Origin of the sequence: Pseudomonas jinjuensis, assembly GCF_900103845.1 — a bacterium.
Taxonomy (GTDB): domain Bacteria; phylum Pseudomonadota; class Gammaproteobacteria; order Pseudomonadales; family Pseudomonadaceae; genus Pseudomonas; species Pseudomonas jinjuensis.
Genome location: NZ_FNIJ01000002.1, coordinates 423,044 through 443,512, shown reverse-complemented (window position 1 = coordinate 443,512; position 20,469 = coordinate 423,044). Strand labels below are relative to the sequence as shown.

The following is a 20,469-nucleotide window of genomic DNA, read 5'->3' as shown; positions in this document are numbered from 1 at the left end:
ATCAAGCACTCCGAGAAGTGCAAAAGGATGAGAGGTCAAGGAAGAACGCGCAGTATCTCTCGCTTCCCTCCTTCACCTTGGGCAAGTCTTCGTTTCTGGCCACAAGCCGGTCGAGTCTCGCCACCTCCCCTGCCGATAGATTTGCGTCCTCAGGAAATTGACCTTCAATCCTGGGGCGGTAGCGTGTCCAGCTATCAAAGCAGCCTCTACTTCGGAGCGTTTTCTATCGTTCAAATCAGAACAGCTCCTAGCTTGATTTTTTGTCAAAGCTTCGCGGCGACAAACTACAAGTATTGACAATACGAATACTTTATTCTTAAAAACTCTTTCAGCTTTCGCCCCTTCCATCTAACCATTCTAGCCAAAACATTCGCACCAGGACGAGAAAATGATTGGAATAATACTTGCCGCTGGAGTTGGCTCTCGCCTTCGCCCAATGACAAACTCCAAACCCAAATGCCTTGTAACCACCGCCGGAAAGCCGGTCCTTCAATATCAGATCGATTCCTACATCGAAGCTGGATTTAGTGAAGTTGTTATCGTAGTCGGCTACGAAGGCTCTGCGATAAAAGAGTATTGCAAGCACATAAAAGACATCCAAATAACAATCATAGAGAACCCGGACTACGAAACAACAAACAATATGTATTCTTTGTATCTCACAAAGAACCACATAGCCGGAAAATCATTCATATTAAATAACGCAGACCTCAGTATCGACAGACAGATCGTCAAGAAACTATTAGAAAACCAAGCAAGTGATGCGATCGCTGTAGATAGGACAATTTTCAATGACGAGTCCATGAAAATTAGCGTCCGTGACAACGGAACGATTTCGGATATATCAAAGAAAATTCCAGAGACTGAATCCTATGGTTGCTCTATTGATTTTTATAAATTTTCAGCCTCAGCATCTGAAGTATTTCTCCAGGAAATCACCCGAATAATTGAAGAAGAAAAAAATCTCAAAGACTGGACTGAAGTTGCCATGCAGCGTCTATTCCAGCAAGAAAGACTTCAATTCGCCCCTTGCGACATCTCAGGACTTGATTGGGTCGAAATTGATAATTACGAGGATCTGGCGCTTTCCGACAGAAAATTCTCCAACCTTGATAAAAAGATTGGCGAAGTAGAAAATTTCTTTTTTGATCTGGATGGTACCGTTTATGTGGGAAACTCCCCTATAGAAGGGGCCGCAAAAACAATACAGAAACTACAAGAAAACGGAAAGAATGTATTTTTCCTTTCAAATAACTCATCAAAAAGCAAAATCGATTACATTGAGCGCCTTAAGCAATTTGGAATAGAAACCTCTTCCTCTCAAATAATTCTGTCTACGGACGCCCTGGTTCAATACCTACATAAAGAACGTGTTACGAGCATTCATGTTCTTGGAACTAATAGTCTGAAAAAAACTCTTCTTGATGAAGGCTTTCAAATTGACTCAGCAACTCCCGAGTACGTTGTACTCGGTTATGACACCGAACTGAACTACCAGAAACTTATCACAGCCTGCAAATACATAAATGAAGGAACAGATATTCTAGCCACTCATTGTGATATGTTCTGCCCCTCGGAATATGGCCCCATTCCTGACATTGGGGCAACATTAGAAATGATTCGACTCACAACTGGAAAGTCACCAAAGAAAGTATTTGGAAAACCATCAAAGGACATGATTGATTTTATTATTAAATCTAGAAACCTTATTTCCGATAAAACAATAATAATAGGCGACCGCTTGCACACAGATATTTTGATGGCCAAAAAAATCAATACTCTAAGCATGCTAGTACTTACGGGAGAAAGCACAAGAGACCAACTGGAGCTTTCGGAAACACAACCAGACTTTGTACTAAATTCAATTTCCGATCTATAACCCGCTAATGATTCTAAGAGGGGCTCGGCATCAAGCATAGCCCCTCATTAATCTCTATAAAATTTTTTCAGCAAAATAGAAGAGATTAAATGATTAAGCTCTCGCAGATTTTAGCACTAAACTCCAGCACCTCACCTTGGATAAAATTAGTAGTCACGCACTTACCCTCATCTTAATTCCAAACCTCAAAAAACCATTTGGAATTTCGCTCTTTGGCATATCTTCATCGTACTTATCTATCCCCCAGACTTCGTGCGTATTTACTGATTTTAGCTTGGCCATTCAATAATTTATAAAATTAAAAAATATTTAGAAGACAGATTATTTTGACGAACACGCACTGCACGGCGAACAGACAGGACTAGCCAGAACTTTTATCAACGGACTGAGAAGGTTGCAAGGTCGAGAGCATCTTCCCTCATCTATTATTAGCATACTACTGAGATCCTTGCCTTTTCATTACACCAGAAATATTTTGGATACAGCGTGAAGAGCCCATCAAGTGCGTTCTGGTTTCTGACACTGCAAGTTCGGGAAGAACATCAGTCTGAAGACACAGTTTTCAGTAGCGAAACCTTAAATAAAGCCTACCAACTTCCGTTTACAGGCTAGAAATATAATAATCCGCCCCCCCTAAAGACCACATCCATCAGAACCTAAAAACAATACGGCACTCCTAAAACCAAGACCAATCAATGCAAAGCCATCGCTTACTATTCAGCAACGCTAGCGCTCTATTAATAATTCAAATCGCTAATTACATACTACCATTCCTGCTAATTCCATATTTGACGCGGACCCTTGGATTATCAGTATATGGCATAATCGCATTTGGATTAACCATAGTACAAATCGCGTGCATAATTACTGACTATGGTTTTAGTCTCTCCGCAACGTACCAGATTGCAAAACATTCAGGAGATTCAATTGCGCTTCGCAAGATAGCGGGAGCTGTAATGACATGCAAAGCGCTCTTGCTCATCCCGGTGATTGTATTAGCTTCAGCATTCTTGCTGCTACAAGATAAATATTCAGAATATCACCTCTATTTTTTGCTGCTTATACTCCCGATTATTGGGCAAACCTTCCAGCCTATCTGGTTCTTCCAGGGGATTGAGCGCATGGGTTTTATTACTATATACACTGCACTTGCACGCACCTTGTATTTGCTTATGGTTATTCTTTGGGTATCCGGTCCGGATGACAACTACATGGTGGCTGTTGCTAATGGAATTGCCAACATTTCTGCCGCCGTGATTGGCATGGGCCTAATGTATCGTCTAGGGTACTGGCCAGAATGGTGCGGTTGGAATTATGTCAGGCAAACCTTTAAGGACTCTACCGAATACTTCTGGTCACGCGCGGCAGTTGCCACCTACACCGCGGGCGGGGCTTTTTTTCTTGGCCTAGTCTCTTCGCCAATTCAAGTTGCGTACTACTCAGCAGCAGAACAGCTATATAAGGCCGCCCAATCTTTAATCACGCCTATCTCGCAGGCCCTCTATCCTTACATGGTGAAGAGCAGAAACATAAAGCTGCTTCTAAAAATAATAAAAGCAACCGTATTGATTAGTCTATCTGGTCTAATATTTGGAATTCTAACTGGCGAATTCTGGCTAAAAACAATCTTTGGCGCCGAGTACATAGCGAGCTATAGCACGCTAGTTCTTTTTATGATTATCTTTACTATAACGGCGCCATCAATACTATTAGGCTATCCAATGCTGGGAGCCTTTGGCGAGGTACGCATAGCGAATATTAGCGTTATAATCGCCGGCTTAATCCAGGCTATTCTTCTTGCGGCATGCTTCCTCATGAAAATGACTTTTGCAACTCACATTGCCGCAACCGTATTAATAGTTGAAACAATTGTACTGCTAATACGAATCAAAAAGTCTCGAGAACTGATCACCCGAGAAATAGCATGAACTACAATAATTTCCATAAAAGATCACTCTTCATTAAAGCAATTTATCCACTCCTTTGGCCGATCGCGCTGCTTTCGAAACTGACCCCCAAGAATAAAAATATAAAAATCTTCTCTTCCATGAGTGGCTACCAAATTGCGGACAATGCAAAATACCTATTCTTGAACACCCCTATAAACAATCGGCGCTGGATAACAAAAAACAAAGAACTCTGCAAAAGCGCCACAATAACGCCTCGTCCAATTTATGCTTACTCCCTCCGGGGAATTTATCTCCAACTTACTGCCAAAGAAGCGTATTTCACACATTCAATATTTGACTTTGTACCCATGCTGATAATGGGCTCAAAGATAATAAATCTATGGCATGGCGTCCCGCTGAAAGAGATCGGGCCACCGAGCGATTGGAAGAACAAAAGCGTGCTCAGAAGAAGAATACTGACTATTTACTATAAAGTATTCAAATACGCATATTACATGCATTGCGATACCGTAGTTTGTCCAGAAAAATCACTTGAAGACGACTACAAAAGATTCTTCTCCATACCAAATCCGAAAATTAAAATTGAAAAACAAGCAAGAAACACATTCAGCAAAAAACAAGAAAAACGTCTCGAAATATTATATGCCCCCACCCATCGCATGCAAATTCCAGGATCCAATATTAAAGATACACTGGAGAAAACCAGAGTTTTTAGCAAAATCATCTCTGATTTCCTAAAGAAACATGACATCGTTTTGGTAATTCGACCACACCCGATAGACTCTGAAAGCATCAAATCCATTGACCTACTCCATCCGTATATTCTCGATACATCCATTGATATATATGAATCAATTAACAAGTACGCTCTTGTAATTACTGACTATTCCAGCCTCTTCTACGACAGCAACGAACTTAATATTCCATGCATGGTGGTCGCACACGACCCAGCCTGCTACATCAAAGCTGTCGGTCTCACCCCAAAATATCAAAACATTCTTAGCGAAGAAAACAAATTCAATTTTGAATCCGCAATCCCAACAATTAAAAAAATCCTAAAACTGTAAATACGACCTCACACGACCAAAGAGCAAGCTGTAAACAGCTATAGAGCCTCTATCCATTAACCAGCCCAGCAGATTGTCAATCCAAATTGAAAAATAGCAAAATACTAAATGCATTATTCACAGCATCAATCTTCTCACTATTGGCATTCCAACAAATCTGCATACCCGAAATAAGCAACATACCAATAATTGCACTGCTATTCTCATTAATAGCAACAGCTCTTTTGGCATCCAAAACCGCCAAACTTAAAGGAGACAAACTACTTATCGTCGCTTATTTTCTCGCAATAACCTCATATATGATTTCAGTAATAGAAAGCCCTGACAAAATCTCCACCCTTTCCTTTTTGTACTTTCTTGTCATCTATTTAATATTTTTTATTTCCCCCAAGAACCCTCGCCAATTAATCTCCAAAATACCAAATATTGGCATTCTTTTTTGTCTAGCGGGAATAGGGCAATCACTTTTCCAATCATTTGGACTGAGCTTTTATGATGTAAGAAATATATTTCCAGAGGATTTTATCCTGGCTGGGTACAACTACTCTTACGAGACGAACTATGGAAGCGGAATCTATAAATCCAACGGATTCACTCTTCTAGAACCTTCATTTTTCTCGCAATTTTTAGCAATTTTTTTCATTATTGAAGTTCATAACAAAAAAAGACTTCACTTTTTAGCAGCTTTTTCCATAGGAATTCTCACCTCATACTCAGGAACAGGATTCATGATTCTTGGATCGTGGCTCATTGGCCTGTTCCTAACATCAAGCATTGGGCTGGGACGAAAATTAATCATTATTTCATTCGCCACTATAGGCCCGCTCACACTGTTTCTCACTAACGAGTACCTTTTAAATCGTATAGCGGAATTCAACAACCAAGGAAGTAGTGCCCATATAAGATTTATCGCCCCCTTCCTAAACTACTTCAATCTGCTTGGCCAGTTAGACATTCTCGGAGTCATGTTCGGTGCAGGCCCTGGAATATCGGACAGAATGCAACTAGGCAACCAAGCCAATTACCCAGCTCTTATTAAAGCCTTAATGGAATACGGCGTATTATTCTCACTAACCTACTTAGCATGGTGGATGATAACAATTAAGAGAATGGCACAACCTTCTTTGCGTCTTCCAATATTTACATTGATTTTCATCACTAGTGGTAGTTTCCTGCAACCATTGACGCTCTTTACTGCCTGGATATTACTATTTTTCTCCGAGCCTACCAATCAGGACGCAATAAAGAGCTCACAATCCATGCACAATGAAAAACTCAGACTAGCTCAAAGATAACATTTACATACAACCATTGACTCAATTGGTTTTTATAAAGCTTTAACCCTTCTGATGCCGATAGAAGAAGACCATTAGAATGACGACGCACCATTATTTATTCTTGACATTTGGCGACCACAAAGAACCCACCAATGGCGGCGCGAAGTTTACCCAAGGCATCTTGAATATACTAAAAACTTCCTCCACCCATCTGGATATTCTTAACTATTACGACATAAGCCGAATAAAGAATAAAACCATAAGAAAGATGATGGCATTTCCAATCGCCATGCTATATCGCCTCCCGCTTCCGGTAGCGTACTTCTACAGCAAAAAAGTCATCAAAGAACTTATCGAAAAAATAGAATCAACCCATATTTCTCGCCACAGCAACAAAGACAAACTAGTCATATTATTTATCGACCACTTGGAACTTTGCTATGCAGCGAAAACGATAAGGAAAAAATATGGGGACAAGGTAAAAATACTACATATAAGTCACAACTGTGAGCCGGACCTTTTCAAGCAGCGACTTAACAATAACTTTATTTACAAACTTTCCGAGCATTGCACCCCCTATTCGAGTTTCGAAATAAACACAGCAGAAATTGTTGACGGAATTATTTCAATCTCTGAAACTGAGTCTAGACATTTTAAAAGTCTGGCAGACAGTTTAGGAAAGTCCTCGTGCCTACAAGTCACTACAATCCCACCTTCATTCAATTATTCATGCACACATACTGCATTCAATACTCAATCACCAATTATAAAGCTTGCTTTTATTGCCAACTTTGATTGGTGGCCCAACGTCGAGGCATTCAATTGGATAAAGAATGAACTAGCTCCAGTTCTTCCTGATAACTTCCAAATACATGTGTACGGAAAAAACAGCAATAGCTTCTCAGAAAATGCTCCGGCTAATATTGTTTTTCATGGTTTTGTGGAAAACATTTCAGACGTATGGAACAACTGCTTTTTTTCGCTTGCACCTATAAAAAGTGGTGCAGGTGTAAATATAAAGGTTGCCGAAAGCCTTTATAACAAAGTTCCAGTACTAGGCACTCCTCTAGCAAGCCAGGGAATCTCCTACCATTATCTTTCCGGAGCTATTTGTGCGAGCCTAGACCCACACCAATGGATCGAAATTTTGAGTCTTTACTTGAACGATACCGAGAAGTACTCAAACCTAACGCAATCGATAAACTATCCTTCGAAACTTGATATCCACGATATAGCACCAATCTTAAAATGACTCCTAAAAAAACAAAGGTCCTGCTAGTTCTATCGAGAGCTGTTATACCGGCAGATGGGGGGAGGGAAACTCTAATTCTTGATTTTATTCGAAGAATCTCCCCGCACTGCGAGATACATATTGCCTTCTTTGATAACAAAAGAAAGCCTCTGAATGAAGTCATGCCTGAATACGAAAAGGCAGGGATTTCCTCCATAATTCCTCTAAAAAGACCTAGCGCATTCAATATCTTTAGAAACCTGCTATCTGTAAAACCCACGCTGCAGGAAGCTCTTTTTTATTCACACGAAAACTCAAAATCAATACTACACATAATAAGCTCCAAGAAAATTGATGTAGTATACTTCGATATGATCAGGCTCTTTAGATACGCGCTGGAAACTAGGAAATATTCAACAGCGCGAATCATCTACGACCTCGACGATCTGCTATCGCTCAGATATTCATATTTCATGGAATCGGATTCCAAGTCACTCAACCTACTAGGAAGCTACTCCAATTTCATCGGCAACGAGAAAATCAAATCAATTATAAACACCTTGGGCCGACTATTACTTTCGATAGAGTCTCGCAGAAGCCTAAAGCGCGAGATCGAAGCATCGAGAGTCTCGAACGTCATATTACTTACCTCGCCTGCTGAACAGCATATCTATCAAGAGCGCATCAAAAACTCCATTGCAACCTTTACAAATTTCCCAGTAATCGAAAAGCCACGAAACACAAGGCCATTAGACCATTCCAACTCAAAAGAATTGATTTGGCTCGGAAACAATGAGGTCCCTCACAATCTGGCTGCGCTGGAAAATCTAATTAAAAGCATCAAGCCCAAGCTCAAGCAGCACAGACTTCAAATTGCCGGAAAGACTAGTGGAAAAACGCTAACCGAATTCTCCGGCATTGCAGGAATTGAATTCATCGGCTATGTGGACGACATAGATTCATTCTTGCTGCCCGGAAAAATATTGATTGCACCATTTAAATTCGGGACAGGTATAAAGATAAAACTGCTTGAGGCAATTGCTCATCGAGTTGCGGTAATAACAAACGACATTGGCTTTCAAGGTATCCCTTTCAAAGAAAACACTTGTTTCCGCCCCTTAAACTCTGACGATGACATGATCGCTGCAGCGCAGAGGCTTTCCTCAGACGAAGGATTTCTTACCAAATGGCTCGACGAACAATCGTTTATTCTCGACCGTTATTTCTCAAATAGCTACGAGCTAGAAATTCTGAAATCTGCACTCGATTAGAAACAAAACGAAACTGAACGAGAACGACCATGAAAATCACTCCCATTGTTCTGGCTGGCGGATCGGGCTCTCGCCTTTGGCCTTTGTCTCGTCAACTCAACCCCAAGCAATTTCTACCGCTCGCCAATAGCGATCTCTCGATGCTGCAATCTACTATTCACAGACTGCAAGGCCTTGATACATCGCTACCATATCTAATTTGTAACGAACAACACCGCTTCCTCGCTGCCGAACAGCTTCGTCAGCTAGGGATGGAGCAGGCCAACATCCTGCTTGAACCAGCAGGACGTAATACCGCACCGGCGATAGCGCTCGCAGCACTGCAAGCATGCTCCGAATCGAGGGACCCGATCCTCCTGGTCCTGGCAGCTGATCACCTGATCCAGGACGTCGCCTCATTCCATTCCAGCATCCGCACCGCTCTACCCCTTGTTGCAGAAGGCAAGTTGGTGACGTTCGGCATCGTGCCCAGCCATCCGGAAACAGGGTATGGCTACATCGAAAAAGGCGAGTCAGTGGGTGACGGTGGCTTTAGGGTCAGCCGCTTCGTCGAGAAACCAAATCTGATTACCGCACAAGAGTATCTCGCTAGCGGTAGCCACTACTGGAACAGCGGTATGTTCATGTTCCGCGCCAGTCGCTATCTGGAAGAACTTGGACGTTTCCGTCCAGATATTCTCGATGCCTGCCAAAAAGCCTTGGCTGGCGGCACCCAGGATATGCACTTCACCCGCGTTGAGCCGACAGCATTTCTGGCTTGCCCAGAGGACTCCATCGATTATGCAGTAATGGAGAAGACATCTGACGCAGTGATGGTGCCACTGAATGCAGGATGGAGTGATATTGGGTCGTGGTCTGCCCTTTGGGATGTAAGCAGGAAGAATGCGGAGGGCAACGTATTCAAGGGCGACGTTATCGACCAGCAATCGCGAAATACCTACGTCCATGCAGATAGTCGACTGGTCGCTACCGTTGGATTGGAAGATCTTGTGATCGTGGAAACCAAGGATGCAGTTCTGGTTGCGCACAAGAACCAAGTACAGGATGTAAAGAAAATTGTTGAACGCCTGAAGAACGAGGCGCGCAGTGAACATCTGAACCACCGAGAAGTTTATCGCCCGTGGGGTGTTTATGACTCCATCGATAACGGTCATCGCTATCAGGTCAAGCGTATTACGGTACAACCCGGCGCCAAACTATCGGTACAGATGCACCACCATCGGGCGGAGCACTGGATTGTCGTAAGTGGAACTGCCCAGGTGACTAACGGTGATGAAACCTATCTAGTGACGGAGAACCAGTCCACCTACATTCCCATCGGCCAGATTCATGCGTTGGAGAACCCCGGCAAGATACCCTTGGAACTGATTGAAGTGCAGTCAGGCTCTTATCTTGGCGAAGATGACATTGTCCGCTTTGATGATCGTTATGGCAGAGCATGATTATTAGGCTCGATACCCTCGCTCAAATCTTGTAGAAATACAAGTTATTGCTCCTCCGCTAATACCAGATGAAACTGGCCTGCCGTGGCACATCGGCGCGCCTGATCTCTACCAATCAACAGCCTAAAACTGGGCAAGAGTTGCATCCATGAACAGTAAGGAAAGGGGTATCCTACGTCCCCACCAAGCCAATATTGCGATATTGCACAGGCTGTTGGATCTGCTGTTTATCCTGGCCGGCATTGTCGGAACCGTGATCCTGCACGGCGATCATTTCGACAGGGGCCAGTTGATTGCCTCGCTGCTCGCGCTGGTGGTGTTCTACCTGCTGAGCGATTTCGCCCAGTTGTACAGTTCCTGGCGCGGCGAGCGAGTGATCGTGGAACTGCGCCGGGTTTGCTGGATCTGGGCGACGAGTTTCGCGAGCGTATTGCTCGTCGACAAGTTCGTGGTGAGCCTGCCTGTTCTCGATGCGCTGGACCTGGCGCAGTGGTTCTTCCAGAGCTTGCTGGGCCTGTGCATTTACCGGGTTGGCCTGCGACTGAGCCTGAACGCACTTCGGCGCAAGGGCTTCAATACCCGCTCCGTAGCCATTGCCGGTGCAGGGACGCTCGGACAACGACTGGCACGCAATATTGCCGGCGCACCCTGGATGGGGCTGGAATTGCTGGGTTTCTATGACGACAAGCGCCGCGACCCGGTGCACTTCGCCAAAAGCAAACTCAGCCTGCCGGTTTCCGGCACCTTGGAACAACTGGTAGCGGAGGCTCGGGCCGGGCAGATCGATCGCATCTATATCACTTTGCCAATGCGCAGCGAGGCGCGTATTCGCTGGCTGGTGGATCAGTTGAGCGATACCACGGCTTCCGTTTATATCGTGCCGGATGTATTCATCTTCGAACTACTGCATGCCCGTAGCCAGAATATAAACGGCGTACCGACCATCAGTATCTTCGACAGTCCGATGACCGGAGCCAAGGCGATCATCAAGCGTATTGAAGATATCGTTCTTTCCTTGATGATTCTTTGCCTGATTGCCATACCCATGCTCTTCATCGCGCTTGCGGTGAAACTCAGTTCCCCGGGGCCGGTTTTCTTCCGTCAGCAGCGTTACGGCATCGATGGACGACCGATCCAGGTCTGGAAGTTCCGCAGCATGCGGGTGATGGAGAATGGTGCGGATGTGGTCCAGGCCACGCGCAACGACAATCGCATTACCAGGGTGGGCGCCTTTATCCGCCGCACTTCGCTGGATGAACTGCCGCAATTCATCAATGTGCTGTTTGGGGATATGTCCATTGTCGGGCCGCGCCCTCACGCGGTGGCGCATAACGAGCAATATCGCACGCAGATCGACAGTTACATGCTGCGCCATAAGGTCAAGCCGGGTATTACCGGCTGGGCGCAGGTGAATGGTTGGCGGGGTGAGACCGATACGCTGGACAAGATGCAGAAGCGTATCGAGCATGATCTCGAATACATCAATAACTGGTCGCTGTGGTGGGATTTGAAGATCGTGTTCTTTACGGTGTTCAAGGGGTTTGTGCATAAGAATGCATATTGACCTTTTCAAAGCACCGGCAGCTTTTTAGGAATTTACGTAAAGTCAAAACTGAAAATTGCCAGCAAGCTTATCTCTGCAACACACGGGAGCTGGCAACAGACGCTGGTCGCGGACATGGTCCGCTCCTACGTAAAGCGTTTATGGGTTGTAACCGGTGAGAGGTGAGTGCTTTGTCACTTGCACTGGCTCCTTGCCACCCTTAACCTTCACTCTGAAGGACCACTCCTACAAGGAAACTGACGTATGAAGAAAATTCTGGCGCTTGCTGTAATGGCAGCGTTTAGTACCACTCTCCTTGCAGCCGAGACCGAGAAGTCGGGCTCTTCGACCACCTCGACCACCGGCGCGGCACCCACCACTACCGGCTCCCTGGGCCTGTCCACTCCGATCGCCGGTGGCCTCACTGTTGGTACCGCTCTGGGTGTGGGTGCAGCCGTTGTAGCGGCTGGCGTGGCTGCTTCCAACAGCGGCGGTGGCGGCAGCGACGGTACTCCGGGCACCACCGGCACTACTGGCACCACCGGTACTACTGGCACCACCCGCTAAGCACTGACTGACCCCAGTCGCCCTGGTGGAGCGGCGCCCGTTGCCGGGTCCCACTCCACCAGGTGTTGCCGTTCATTCGGCAGTCTGCAAATCCCCAAATTCCATGACCACTCGGCCCCCTCGCCGGGCGGTGTCGTATTGACCCTATTCAACGTAGTCCTTCCTCATGATCCGCTCCTTGTCTGTCGCAGTGCTCGCCGCCCTCACCCTGCAGGGCTGCATGTTCGCCCCTGGCCAACACATGGATACCAGCCGCATCGTCAATGACGATTCGCCCGAAAGCAGCCGCGTCGAGCTGGTCCAGATCACACCGAAACTGCTGGCCGTGAATGCCGCGACAGAGCCGAGCGCAAGCGTACCTGCCGATCTGCTGGCCTATCAGCCCGAGGAATACCGCGTTGGTGCGGGCGACCTGCTGTACATCACCGTATGGGATCATCCGGAACTGACCGCGCCGTCCGGCCCGCAGCAGCAGGTCGACGCCAACGGCCGCCTGGTTCGTCCGGATGGCACGCTGTTCTATCCCTACATTGGCAACGTTCGCGCCGCTGGCAGGACCATCGAGCAACTGCGGGCAGATATCGCCGGCCGCCTGGCCCAGTACGTGGAAAGCCCGCAGGTGGATATCAGCGTGCTGCGCTACGCCAGCCAGAAAGTCGTATTGAATGGCGCCTTCGGCAAGGGCGGCCCGCAGCCGATCACCACTACCCCGCTGAGCCTGATGGAAGCTGTCGGCAATGCTGGCGTGAATACGGGGGCAGCCGATCTTTCCGGCCTGGTCCTGAAGCGCGACGGCCGCGAATACCAGCTCGACCTGGATGCCCTGAACGGCAGGGACTCCGCGCTGTACGGCGTATATCTGAAAGACGGCGACCAGATCTACCTGCCCTACAACGACAACAAGAAGGTCTATCTGATGGGCGAGGTCAACGGGGCTCGCGCGCTTACCTTCAAGACCCGCTCCCTCAATCTCGCCGATGCCCTCGGCACAGTCGGCGGGCTGAACCAGACCACCTCCAACGGCAAGGCCGTATATGTGATTCGCGGCGTAGAGGATCTGGAGCGCGAGCCGGCCAAAGTGTTCCAGCTGGACGCCCAGTCGCCCACCGCCTTCATCCTCGCCCAGCGCTTCGACCTGCAGCCGCAGGATGTGGTCTATGTCGGCCCGGCTGGCATCACCCGCTGGAACCGCTTCATCAGCCAGCTCGTACCGTCGGCAGGCATCCTGGGTACCGGCGCGAATATCAAGAGCGACATGAACGACGACAATTAATCGGAGTTCAGGTCCATCGTGAATATTCTCCGCCATGCCGCCCTGGCGGCAGCGGCCCTGTCGTTGTGCGCATGCAATCCCCTGATGAAGGCATCCTGGGACACCTTGCGCGCCGCGACCAGCGGGCCGCAACCGCTTGAGCTGACCCAGGCACAGGTCGATGCCGTGCCTTACTACCAGATCAAACTGCAGGCCGTCCCCGGTGGCGAGGCCGTGATGGCGCTCGTGCGCCAGCAGGGCGATCTGCAGTTCTGGGTCGCTTCCACCCGCCAGGTGCTGATGATGCGCGACGGCCTGGTGGTGCGCACCACCGGCTTCGGCAGCAACCTTGCCGCCTCCCGCCTCTCCACCGACTCACCGTTCGCCTCCGGACTGCACCGCGTTGTCGATGGCGCCACCAGCCGGCGCTGGGTGGATTACGCCGACGGCTACCAGGTCGGCATCCCCTTGCAGAGCCGTTTCGAGAAGAAAGGCCTGGAGCAGCTCGACATCCTCGAACGCAGCTACAGCCTGCTGCGCGTGGACGAGCACGTCAGCGCGCCGCTGATCGGCCTCGATGCCGTCAACAGCTACTGGGTCGACCCGGCGGATGGCTTCGTCATGGCGAGCCGTCAGCAGGTCACGCCAGAGCTGCAGGTGGTCATCACCCAGATCCGCCCGTACAGGAGCGCCGCGCAATGAAAGGCAGACTCCTGACCGCTATCATCGCCGCCCTCTTCGCTTGCAATGCCGCCGCCCAGGATCAGGTGGAAGTGCGTGGCGATGCAGTGAAGCCTGGCCCTATCGCCATTTCCACCGGCACACGCCTGAGTACGGTGCTCAATGCCGCCCAGGTGAATGCGGAATCCTACTGGCTCGGCGCCGCCTGGCTGCACCAGCCGCTGGTAAAGGAACAGCAGCGCCTGAAGGCTGGCGTGCTGTTCGACCTGCAACTGCTGCGGCGCAATGCGCTGCTGGATGACCAGCCGTCCCTGGCCGAGCTGGCGAAGCGCCTGGAGGAGCAGGTCGCTGTCCTGCCCGTCACCGGCCGCCGCCCGCATCTGCTCGACCCGGTGAATGCCGAGGTCGATCCCGCGCAGAATCCGCCGGTCAGCGCGGGGGACATCTTCATCTATCCGCCCCGTCCGGACTCCATCCGCGTGATGGGCGCGGTGCAGGCCGACTGCACGCTCGCCCACGCGCCGCTGCAACAGGCCCGCATCTATCTGCAGCAGTGCGCCAGCCGCGCCGAAGCCGACCCCGACTATCTCTACCTGATCCAGCCGGACGGCCAGGTCAGCCGCCTGGGCATCGCCCTGTGGAATCGCCAGGACGACATGGCTCCGCCCGCACCCGGCGCGATCATCCTGGTCCCGCTCAAGGCCGCCGGCTCGGATAGCCCGATTCCGGACCTGAACCAGGAGCTTGCCGAGTTCCTCGCCACCCAACCGCTGTCCGAGGTGGCTCGATGAGACTCCGCTACGCACTCTGCATCCTGCTGCCCTACACCATGGCGCATGCGGACCCACGCTATACGCAGAACGACTTCGGCGGCGTCGGCCTGCTGCAGACCCCGACCGCGCGCATGGCGCCGGCCGGCGAGGTCAGCATCAACGCCAACCGCACCGATCCCTACTCGCGCTACAGCTTCTCGCTGCAGCCGTTCGACTGGCTGGAAACCGCCTTCCGCTACACCTCGATCAGCAACCGCCGCTACGGCCCGGAAGAACTCAGCGGCGACCAGAGCTACAAGGACAAGGCGTTCGACGCCAAGCTGCGGCTGCTCAAGGAAAGCCACTACCTGCCGGAAGTAGCGGTCGGCGCGCATGACGTCGGCGGTACCGGCCTGTTCTCCAGCGAATACTTCGTCGGCAACAAGCGCTTTGGCGATTTCGACCTGAGCCTGGGTATCGCCTGGGGCTATCTCGGCAATCGTGGCGATCTGGACAACCCGCTGGGCTGGATCGACGACAAGTTCGATGAGCGCCCCGAAAGTACCGGCACCGGTGACTTTAATGGCAACACCTACTTCCGCGGCTCCCCTGCCCTGTTCGGCGGCGTGCTCTGGCAGACGCCGTGGGATCGCCTGTCGGTGAAGCTCGAATACGACGGCAACGACTACAAGCACGAACCGCAGGACAACAACCAGGAGCAGGATTCGCCGGTGAACCTCGGCTTCGTGTTCAAGGCCGCCGATTCGGTGGACCTGCACGCCGCCTGGGAGCGCGGCAATACGGCGATGTTCGGCATCACCCTGCATACCAACTTCGTCAACCGCGCGGCGCCGGCCAAGACCTACGACCCGCCGGCCGAGAAGCTACCGGCCAAGGCACCGGACCTGCACCCCGAGCAGGTGGACTGGGCGGACGTGTCCCGGCGCCTGCAGAACAACGCCGGCTACAAGGTCGACCGCATCGCCCAGCGCGATTCGGAGATCGTCGTCTACGGCGAGCAGACCCGCTATCTCTACCCGCCCAAGGCGGTGGGCCGCACGGCGCGCATCCTCGACAACAGCGTGGACGACGACATCCAGTGGTTCACCGTGGTCGACAAGCGCTACGACATGCCGGTGCAGGAAACCAGCGTGCGTCGCGAGACCTTCCGCGAAGTGGTGCAGAACGAGCGCCCGCTCGCCGACCTGCGCCGCAGCACCGAGCAGAACTGGCCGCTGCCGCGCCGCGAGAAGGTGCTCTTCGAGCAGCAGCCGGATCCGTTCAGCTATGGCCTGGGCCTCGGCTACAAGCAGAACATCGGCGGCCCCGACGGCTACCTGCTCTACCAGTTCACCGCGGACCTCGGCGCGGAATACCGCTTCACCCCGGACACCTGGTGGAGCGGCATGCTCAGCGCCAACCTGGTGAACAACTTCGACAAGTTCAAGTACGACGCCCCCAGCGGCCTGCCGCGCGTGCGCACCGACCTGCGCCAGTACATGACCACCTCCGATGTGACCATGCCGACCTTCCAGTTGAACAAGGCCAGGCGTCTCGACGAGGACCTGTATGGCATGGTCTATGGCGGCTACCTGGAGTCGATGTTTGCCGGCGTCGGCGGCGAGCTGCTGTACCGGCCGATGGGCGAGCGCTGGGCCATCGGCACCGACTGGAACTTCGTGCGCCAGCGCAATTTCGACCAGGGCTTCGGCCTGCGCGACTACGACGTGATCACCGGCAACGTCACCGGCTACCTGAAGACCGACTTCCAGGACATCCTGGCGGCGGTCAGCGTCGGCCGCTACCTGGCGCGCGACTGGGGTACCACCATCGACCTGTCCCGCGAGTTCAGCAACGGCGTGCGCTTCGGCGGCTGGGTGACTGTCACCACGGCGTCCAAGGACGAGTTCGGCGAGGGCAGCTTCGACAAGGGCATCTATGTGTCGATTCCCTTCGACGAGCTGATGAGCAGCTCGACCATGCGCCGCGCCAACCTCGCCTGGGCCCCGCTGACCCGTGACGGCGGCGCGCGGCTGGGACGCAGCTACTCGCTGTACACCCTCACCGAAGGGCGCAACCTCGACATGTTCGATGGGAGCTTTGGCAAGATCGTGGAGTGATAGAGCAGCCAGCGCGTAGGGCGGATAACCGTTCGCGGTTATCCGCCGCAATGGCGACTCGACGACTCGGCGGATGACGCTGGCGCGTCATGCGCCCTACTCACGCCCGTGGATGAGGCGTTTTCATCTACCGTTTGCCCGGTTCGCAGCATCGCTAGTGGGCCTGTAGGAGCCAGCTTGCTGGCGATCATCCATGCTGGCCTGCAACACAGCGATCGCCGGATCATTCGGGATCGCCAGCAAGCTGGCTCCTACAAGTACAGTGCCCAGGCGCAACTCCGCTGCCATGGCCGTAGGGTGAAAGACGCGAAGCGTTTTCCACCGATTGGGCGGGGCGGAATGGTGGATGAAAAGAGCCTCATCCACCCTACGTCCGGCGCCATGCCGGCGAAACAGGACGGTGTTGCGGGCATGGCCCGCTACAGTTCCCCATCACCCGCCGAAATCAATCCTTCCGCTGCGGCGACAGCAGTTCGACCTTGTACCCGTCCGGGTCTTCCACGAAGGCCAGGATGCTGGTGCCGTGCTTCATCGGGCCCGGTTCGCGGGTGATCTTGCCGCCGCGGGAGCGGATGTCTTCGCAGGCCTTGTAGACGTCGTCCACTTCCAGGGCGATGTGGCCGTAGCCGGTGCCCAGGTCGTACTTGTCCACACCCCAGTTGTAGGTCAGCTCGATGACGCTGTTCTCGTCCTCGGCGCCGTAGCCGACGAACGCCAGGGTGAACTGGCCGTCCGGGTAGTCCTTGCGGCGCAGCAGGGTCATGCCCAGGACTTCGGTGTAGAAGGCGATGGATTTGTCCAGGTCGCCGACGCGCAGCATGGTATGCAGCAGTCTCATCGATGTTCTCCTCGTCATCAGGTTGCCCGGTGTGCCAGGCCTATAAATGCAAACCCCGGCTCATGGCCGGGGTTTGTTGTGCTCTTGTAGGAGCGAGCTTGCTCGCGAACCGAGCAAAAAGCAAAAAGCAAAAAGCAAAAGCTTCGCGAGCAAGCTCGCTCCTACCCAAGAGCCATTCAGACCAGCTTGCGGCCCTTGCTCGCGGCGATGCGCAGGCGCAGGGCGTTGAGCTTGATGAAGCCCGCGGCATCGGCCTGGTTGTAGGCGCCGCCGTCTTCCTCGAAGGTCGCGATGCTGGCGTCGAACAGCGAGTCGTCAGACTTGCGGCCGACCACGATGACGTTGCCCTTGTACAGCTTCAGGCGGACCACGCCGTTCACGTTCTCCTGGGAAGCGTCGATCATGCTCTGCAGCATCTCGCGCTCCGGGCTCCACCAGTAGCCGGTGTAGATCAGCTTGGCGTAGCGCGGCATCAGCTCGTCCTTCAGGTGAGCGACTTCGCGGTCCAGGGTGATCGACTCGATGGCGCGGTGCGCGCGCAGCATGATGGTGCCGCCAGGGGTCTCGTAGCAGCCGCGGGACTTCATGCCGACATAGCGGTTCTCGACGATGTCGAGGCGGCCGATGCCGTTCTCGCCGCCGATGCGGTTCAGGGTCGCCAGCACGGTGGCGGGGGTCATCTCGACGCCGTCGATGGCGACGATGTCACCCTTGCGGTAGGTCAGCTCGATGTAGGTGGGCTTGTCCGGGGCGTTTTCCGGGGACTTGGTCCACTTCCACATGTCCTCTTCGTGCTCGGTCCAGGTGTCCTCCAGCACGCCGCCTTCGTAGGAGATGTGCAGCAGGTTGGCGTCCATGGAGTACGGCGACTTCTTCTTGCCGTGGCGCTCGATCGGGATGCCGTGGGTTTCGGCGTAGTCCATCAGCTTCTCGCGGGACAGCAGGTCCCACTCGCGCCAGGGTGCGATGACCTTGACGCCCGGCTTCAGCGCGTAGGCGCCCAGCTCGAAGCGCACCTGGTCGTTGCCCTTGCCGGTGGCGCCATGGGAGATGGCGTCGGCGCCGGTCGCGTTGGCGATCTCGATCAGGCGCTTGGCGATCAGCGGGCGGGCGATGGAAGTACCCAGCAGGTACTCGCCTTCATAGATGGTGTTGGCGCGGAACATCGGGTACACGAAGTCGCGGACGAACTCTTCGCGCAGGTCTTCGATGTAGATCTCTTTCACACCCAGAGCCTTGGCCTTGGCACGGGCCGGCTCGACCTCTTCACCCTGGCCGAGATCGGCGGTGAAAGTCACTACTTCGCAGTTATAGGTATCCTGCAGCCACTTCAGGATTACCGAGGTATCCAGGCCACCGGAATACGCCAGGACTACCTTCTTTACGTCCGCCATGCCATCAACTCCACGGGGGTTGTCACGAAAACGCCTGATTCTACTGTTCGTTTGGGATTATTTACAGGGGTGCGACAGGGTTTGACGATGAAGCGACAGATTCGATCGACGTTGCGACTAGTCACTGGTCGCTGAATCGGTTTTCTGACCGCCCAGACTGGCCACCGGAGCCGCGGCCGACGGGGCTTCGGCGGGTTTCTCCGGTTGCGGCGCGCGGGACAGGCGTACCGTCACCCGCCGGTTGCGCGCGCGGTTGGCGGCGGAATCGTTCTTCACCAGCGGGAACTGCTCGCCGTAGAAGCGCAGGGTGATTTGCTCTTCCGCCACGCCGTTGGCCTTCAGGTACTCCATCACCGCGTTCGCCCGCCGGCGCGACAGATCGCGATTGGTCAGGCGGTTGCTGCTGTTGTCCGAATGGCCATCCAGCTCGATACGGTTCACCGTCGGGTCGGCCTTCATGTAGCGCAGGATCACTTCCAGCCGCGCCCTGGCCGCCGCGTCGAGGTCGACTCCTCCGGCGGGGAAGCCGAGCTGCGACAAGCGCACCTGGCCGAAATTCACCGGCAGCAGCTTTTCCGAACACTCGTGGAACTGCCCGTAGCCCGCAGCGAAACGCACCGGCTGCAGGCGCACCAGCAGCCCGTCGCCTTCCATCGTGCGATGCCGCACTTCCGGGCTGCGCCCTTCCAGCAACCCGGCGAGCAGGCGGCCGGCCTGGTGCTGGCTGCTGTTCAACGCCGCACCACCGCCCGCCACCGCCACACTGCCGAGATCGATATCACCCTGCCCCGGCCGCCAGCTCGGCGCCGCCGCCAGCAGGTTGGCGAAGCCGCGACCCAGGCGGGCCTGCTGCGGCTTCAGGCGGAACACCGGCTGCTCGCCGGCCCGCCAGACGAACTCGCCGACGCCGAAGTTGGTCACCCGCTGCGACAGGCGGCACTCGAACTGATCGCCGGCGACCGTCCACTCGGCGCTTTCCAGGCGCGTCTGGAAGGTCAGCCCCCAGGCCGGGAGGGCGGTGCAGAGAGTGAGGAGGATGAGGGACGGCAGGCGCACGGGTTGCTCCGTGTGGGCGATTCGAATGGGTATCGGCCGTTCGCGGCAGAACTTGATGGCCCACACCCTGTAGGAGCGGGCCATGCCCGCGACCCGCTGGCACCCCATCGCCACCTCGATGAACACGTCAGCCCCCTTTTCCGGTAGCATTCCACCTCTTCCCTGCTGCAAACCGCCCCCTGGAATTCG

General features: G+C 52.8%; 16 protein-coding genes. 13 read left to right on the top strand and 3 right to left on the bottom strand.

The features are described from left to right. Nucleotides 1–388: 388 nt before the first annotated feature. The 13 genes from BLR75_RS04455 (at nucleotide 389) to BLR75_RS04400 (ending at nucleotide 16,992) form a co-directional block, all read left to right on the top strand. Nucleotides 389–1,879, top strand: coding sequence for an HAD-IIA family hydrolase (locus BLR75_RS04455; protein WP_084315277.1), 1,491 nt, complete (start codon nucleotides 389–391; stop codon nucleotides 1,877–1,879). A gap of 695 nt (nucleotides 1,880–2,574) precedes the next feature. After that, nucleotides 2,575–3,807 (top strand): oligosaccharide flippase family protein, encoded by a 1,233-nt coding sequence (locus tag BLR75_RS04450; protein WP_084315275.1) that lies wholly within the window; start codon nucleotides 2,575–2,577, stop codon nucleotides 3,805–3,807. Continuing rightward, on the top strand, nucleotides 3,804–4,856 hold the full coding sequence (locus BLR75_RS04445) for a CDP-glycerol glycerophosphotransferase family protein (protein ID WP_084315273.1): 1,053 nt from the start codon (nucleotides 3,804–3,806) through the stop codon (nucleotides 4,854–4,856). The genes BLR75_RS04450 and BLR75_RS04445 overlap by 4 nt, the downstream gene beginning before the upstream one ends. A gap of 86 nt (nucleotides 4,857–4,942) precedes the next feature. Next, entirely contained in the window at nucleotides 4,943–6,151 is a 1,209-nt protein-coding gene (locus BLR75_RS26305; protein WP_139206991.1) for a hypothetical protein, read from the top strand. A 79-nt stretch (nucleotides 6,152–6,230) separates the two neighbouring features. Beyond that, a complete protein-coding gene (locus BLR75_RS04440; protein WP_084315271.1) occupies nucleotides 6,231–7,385 on the top strand; it encodes a glycosyltransferase family 4 protein in 1,155 nt (384 codons plus the stop codon). Next, nucleotides 7,382–8,635 (top strand): glycosyltransferase, encoded by a 1,254-nt coding sequence (locus BLR75_RS04435; protein WP_084315269.1) that lies wholly within the window; start codon nucleotides 7,382–7,384, stop codon nucleotides 8,633–8,635. Before BLR75_RS04440 ends, BLR75_RS04435 begins: the two co-directional genes overlap by 4 nt. A gap of 29 nt (nucleotides 8,636–8,664) precedes the next feature. Then, a complete protein-coding gene (locus tag BLR75_RS04430) occupies nucleotides 8,665–10,077 on the top strand; it encodes a mannose-1-phosphate guanylyltransferase/mannose-6-phosphate isomerase (protein ID WP_084315267.1) in 1,413 nt (470 codons plus the stop codon). 148 nt (nucleotides 10,078–10,225) lie between these two features. Continuing rightward, nucleotides 10,226–11,641, top strand: a complete 1,416-nt coding sequence (locus BLR75_RS04425; RefSeq protein WP_084315265.1) for an undecaprenyl-phosphate glucose phosphotransferase — start codon at nucleotides 10,226–10,228, stop codon at nucleotides 11,639–11,641. Nucleotides 11,642–11,884: 243 nt separating this feature from the next. Beyond that, a complete protein-coding gene (locus BLR75_RS04420; RefSeq protein ID WP_084315263.1) occupies nucleotides 11,885–12,187 on the top strand; it encodes a hypothetical protein in 303 nt (100 codons plus the stop codon). 166 nt (nucleotides 12,188–12,353) lie between these two features. Beyond that, complete coding sequence (locus tag BLR75_RS04415; RefSeq protein WP_084315261.1) at nucleotides 12,354–13,460, top strand: polysaccharide biosynthesis/export family protein; 1,107 nt, start codon at nucleotides 12,354–12,356, stop codon at nucleotides 13,458–13,460. 18 nt (nucleotides 13,461–13,478) lie between these two features. Next, nucleotides 13,479–14,141, top strand: coding sequence for a YjbF family lipoprotein (locus tag BLR75_RS04410; RefSeq protein WP_084315259.1), 663 nt, complete (start codon nucleotides 13,479–13,481; stop codon nucleotides 14,139–14,141). After that, a complete protein-coding gene (locus BLR75_RS04405; RefSeq protein ID WP_084315257.1) occupies nucleotides 14,138–14,911 on the top strand; it encodes a capsule biosynthesis GfcC family protein in 774 nt (257 codons plus the stop codon). The genes BLR75_RS04410 and BLR75_RS04405 overlap by 4 nt, the downstream gene beginning before the upstream one ends. Then, nucleotides 14,908–16,992: a YjbH domain-containing protein gene (locus tag BLR75_RS04400; protein ID WP_084315255.1), complete on the top strand. Its 2,085-nt coding sequence runs from the start codon at nucleotides 14,908–14,910 to the stop codon at nucleotides 16,990–16,992. Before BLR75_RS04405 ends, BLR75_RS04400 begins: the two co-directional genes overlap by 4 nt. Nucleotides 16,993–17,437: 445 nt before the next feature. Here the strand turns inward: BLR75_RS04400 and gloA are convergent, their stop codons facing one another. From gloA to BLR75_RS04385, 3 genes are all read right to left on the bottom strand, one after another. Further along, the gene (gene gloA, locus BLR75_RS04395) at nucleotides 17,438–17,830 is read right to left on the bottom strand and encodes a lactoylglutathione lyase (RefSeq protein ID WP_084315253.1); all 393 of its coding nucleotides are present in this window, start codon (nucleotides 17,828–17,830) and stop codon (nucleotides 17,438–17,440) included. Between the two features lie 176 nt (nucleotides 17,831–18,006). Next, nucleotides 18,007–19,224: an argininosuccinate synthase gene (locus tag BLR75_RS04390; protein WP_084315251.1), complete on the bottom strand. Its 1,218-nt coding sequence runs from the start codon at nucleotides 19,222–19,224 to the stop codon at nucleotides 18,007–18,009. Between the two features lie 117 nt (nucleotides 19,225–19,341). Next, nucleotides 19,342–20,280 carry a flagellar protein MotY gene (locus BLR75_RS04385; protein ID WP_245726098.1) on the bottom strand — a complete coding sequence of 313 codons (939 nt, stop codon included), beginning with the start codon at nucleotides 20,278–20,280 and terminating at the stop codon, nucleotides 19,342–19,344. Nucleotides 20,281–20,469 lie beyond the last annotated feature (189 nt).

Excerpts from the sequence above, each read along its gene's own strand:
- BLR75_RS04455 (WP_084315277.1), top strand. The coding sequence starts at position 389 with ATGATTGGAATAATACTTGCCGCTGGAGTTGGCTCTCGCCTTCGCCCA.
- BLR75_RS04450 (WP_084315275.1), top strand. The coding sequence starts at position 2,575 with ATGCAAAGCCATCGCTTACTATTCAGCAACGCTAGCGCTCTATTAATA.
- BLR75_RS04445 (WP_084315273.1), top strand. The coding sequence starts at position 3,804 with ATGAACTACAATAATTTCCATAAAAGATCACTCTTCATTAAAGCAATT.
- BLR75_RS04440 (WP_084315271.1), top strand. The coding sequence starts at position 6,231 with ATGACGACGCACCATTATTTATTCTTGACATTTGGCGACCACAAAGAA.
- BLR75_RS04435 (WP_084315269.1), top strand. The coding sequence starts at position 7,382 with ATGACTCCTAAAAAAACAAAGGTCCTGCTAGTTCTATCGAGAGCTGTT.
- BLR75_RS04430 (WP_084315267.1), top strand. The coding sequence starts at position 8,665 with ATGAAAATCACTCCCATTGTTCTGGCTGGCGGATCGGGCTCTCGCCTT.
- BLR75_RS04425 (WP_084315265.1), top strand. The coding sequence starts at position 10,226 with ATGAACAGTAAGGAAAGGGGTATCCTACGTCCCCACCAAGCCAATATT.
- BLR75_RS04420 (WP_084315263.1), top strand. The coding sequence starts at position 11,885 with ATGAAGAAAATTCTGGCGCTTGCTGTAATGGCAGCGTTTAGTACCACT.
- BLR75_RS04415 (WP_084315261.1), top strand. The coding sequence starts at position 12,354 with ATGATCCGCTCCTTGTCTGTCGCAGTGCTCGCCGCCCTCACCCTGCAG.
- BLR75_RS04405 (WP_084315257.1), top strand. The coding sequence starts at position 14,138 with ATGAAAGGCAGACTCCTGACCGCTATCATCGCCGCCCTCTTCGCTTGC.
- BLR75_RS04400 (WP_084315255.1), top strand. The coding sequence starts at position 14,908 with ATGAGACTCCGCTACGCACTCTGCATCCTGCTGCCCTACACCATGGCG.
- gloA (WP_084315253.1), bottom strand. The coding sequence starts at position 17,830 with ATGAGACTGCTGCATACCATGCTGCGCGTCGGCGACCTGGACAAATCC.
- BLR75_RS04390 (WP_084315251.1), bottom strand. The coding sequence starts at position 19,224 with ATGGCGGACGTAAAGAAGGTAGTCCTGGCGTATTCCGGTGGCCTGGAT.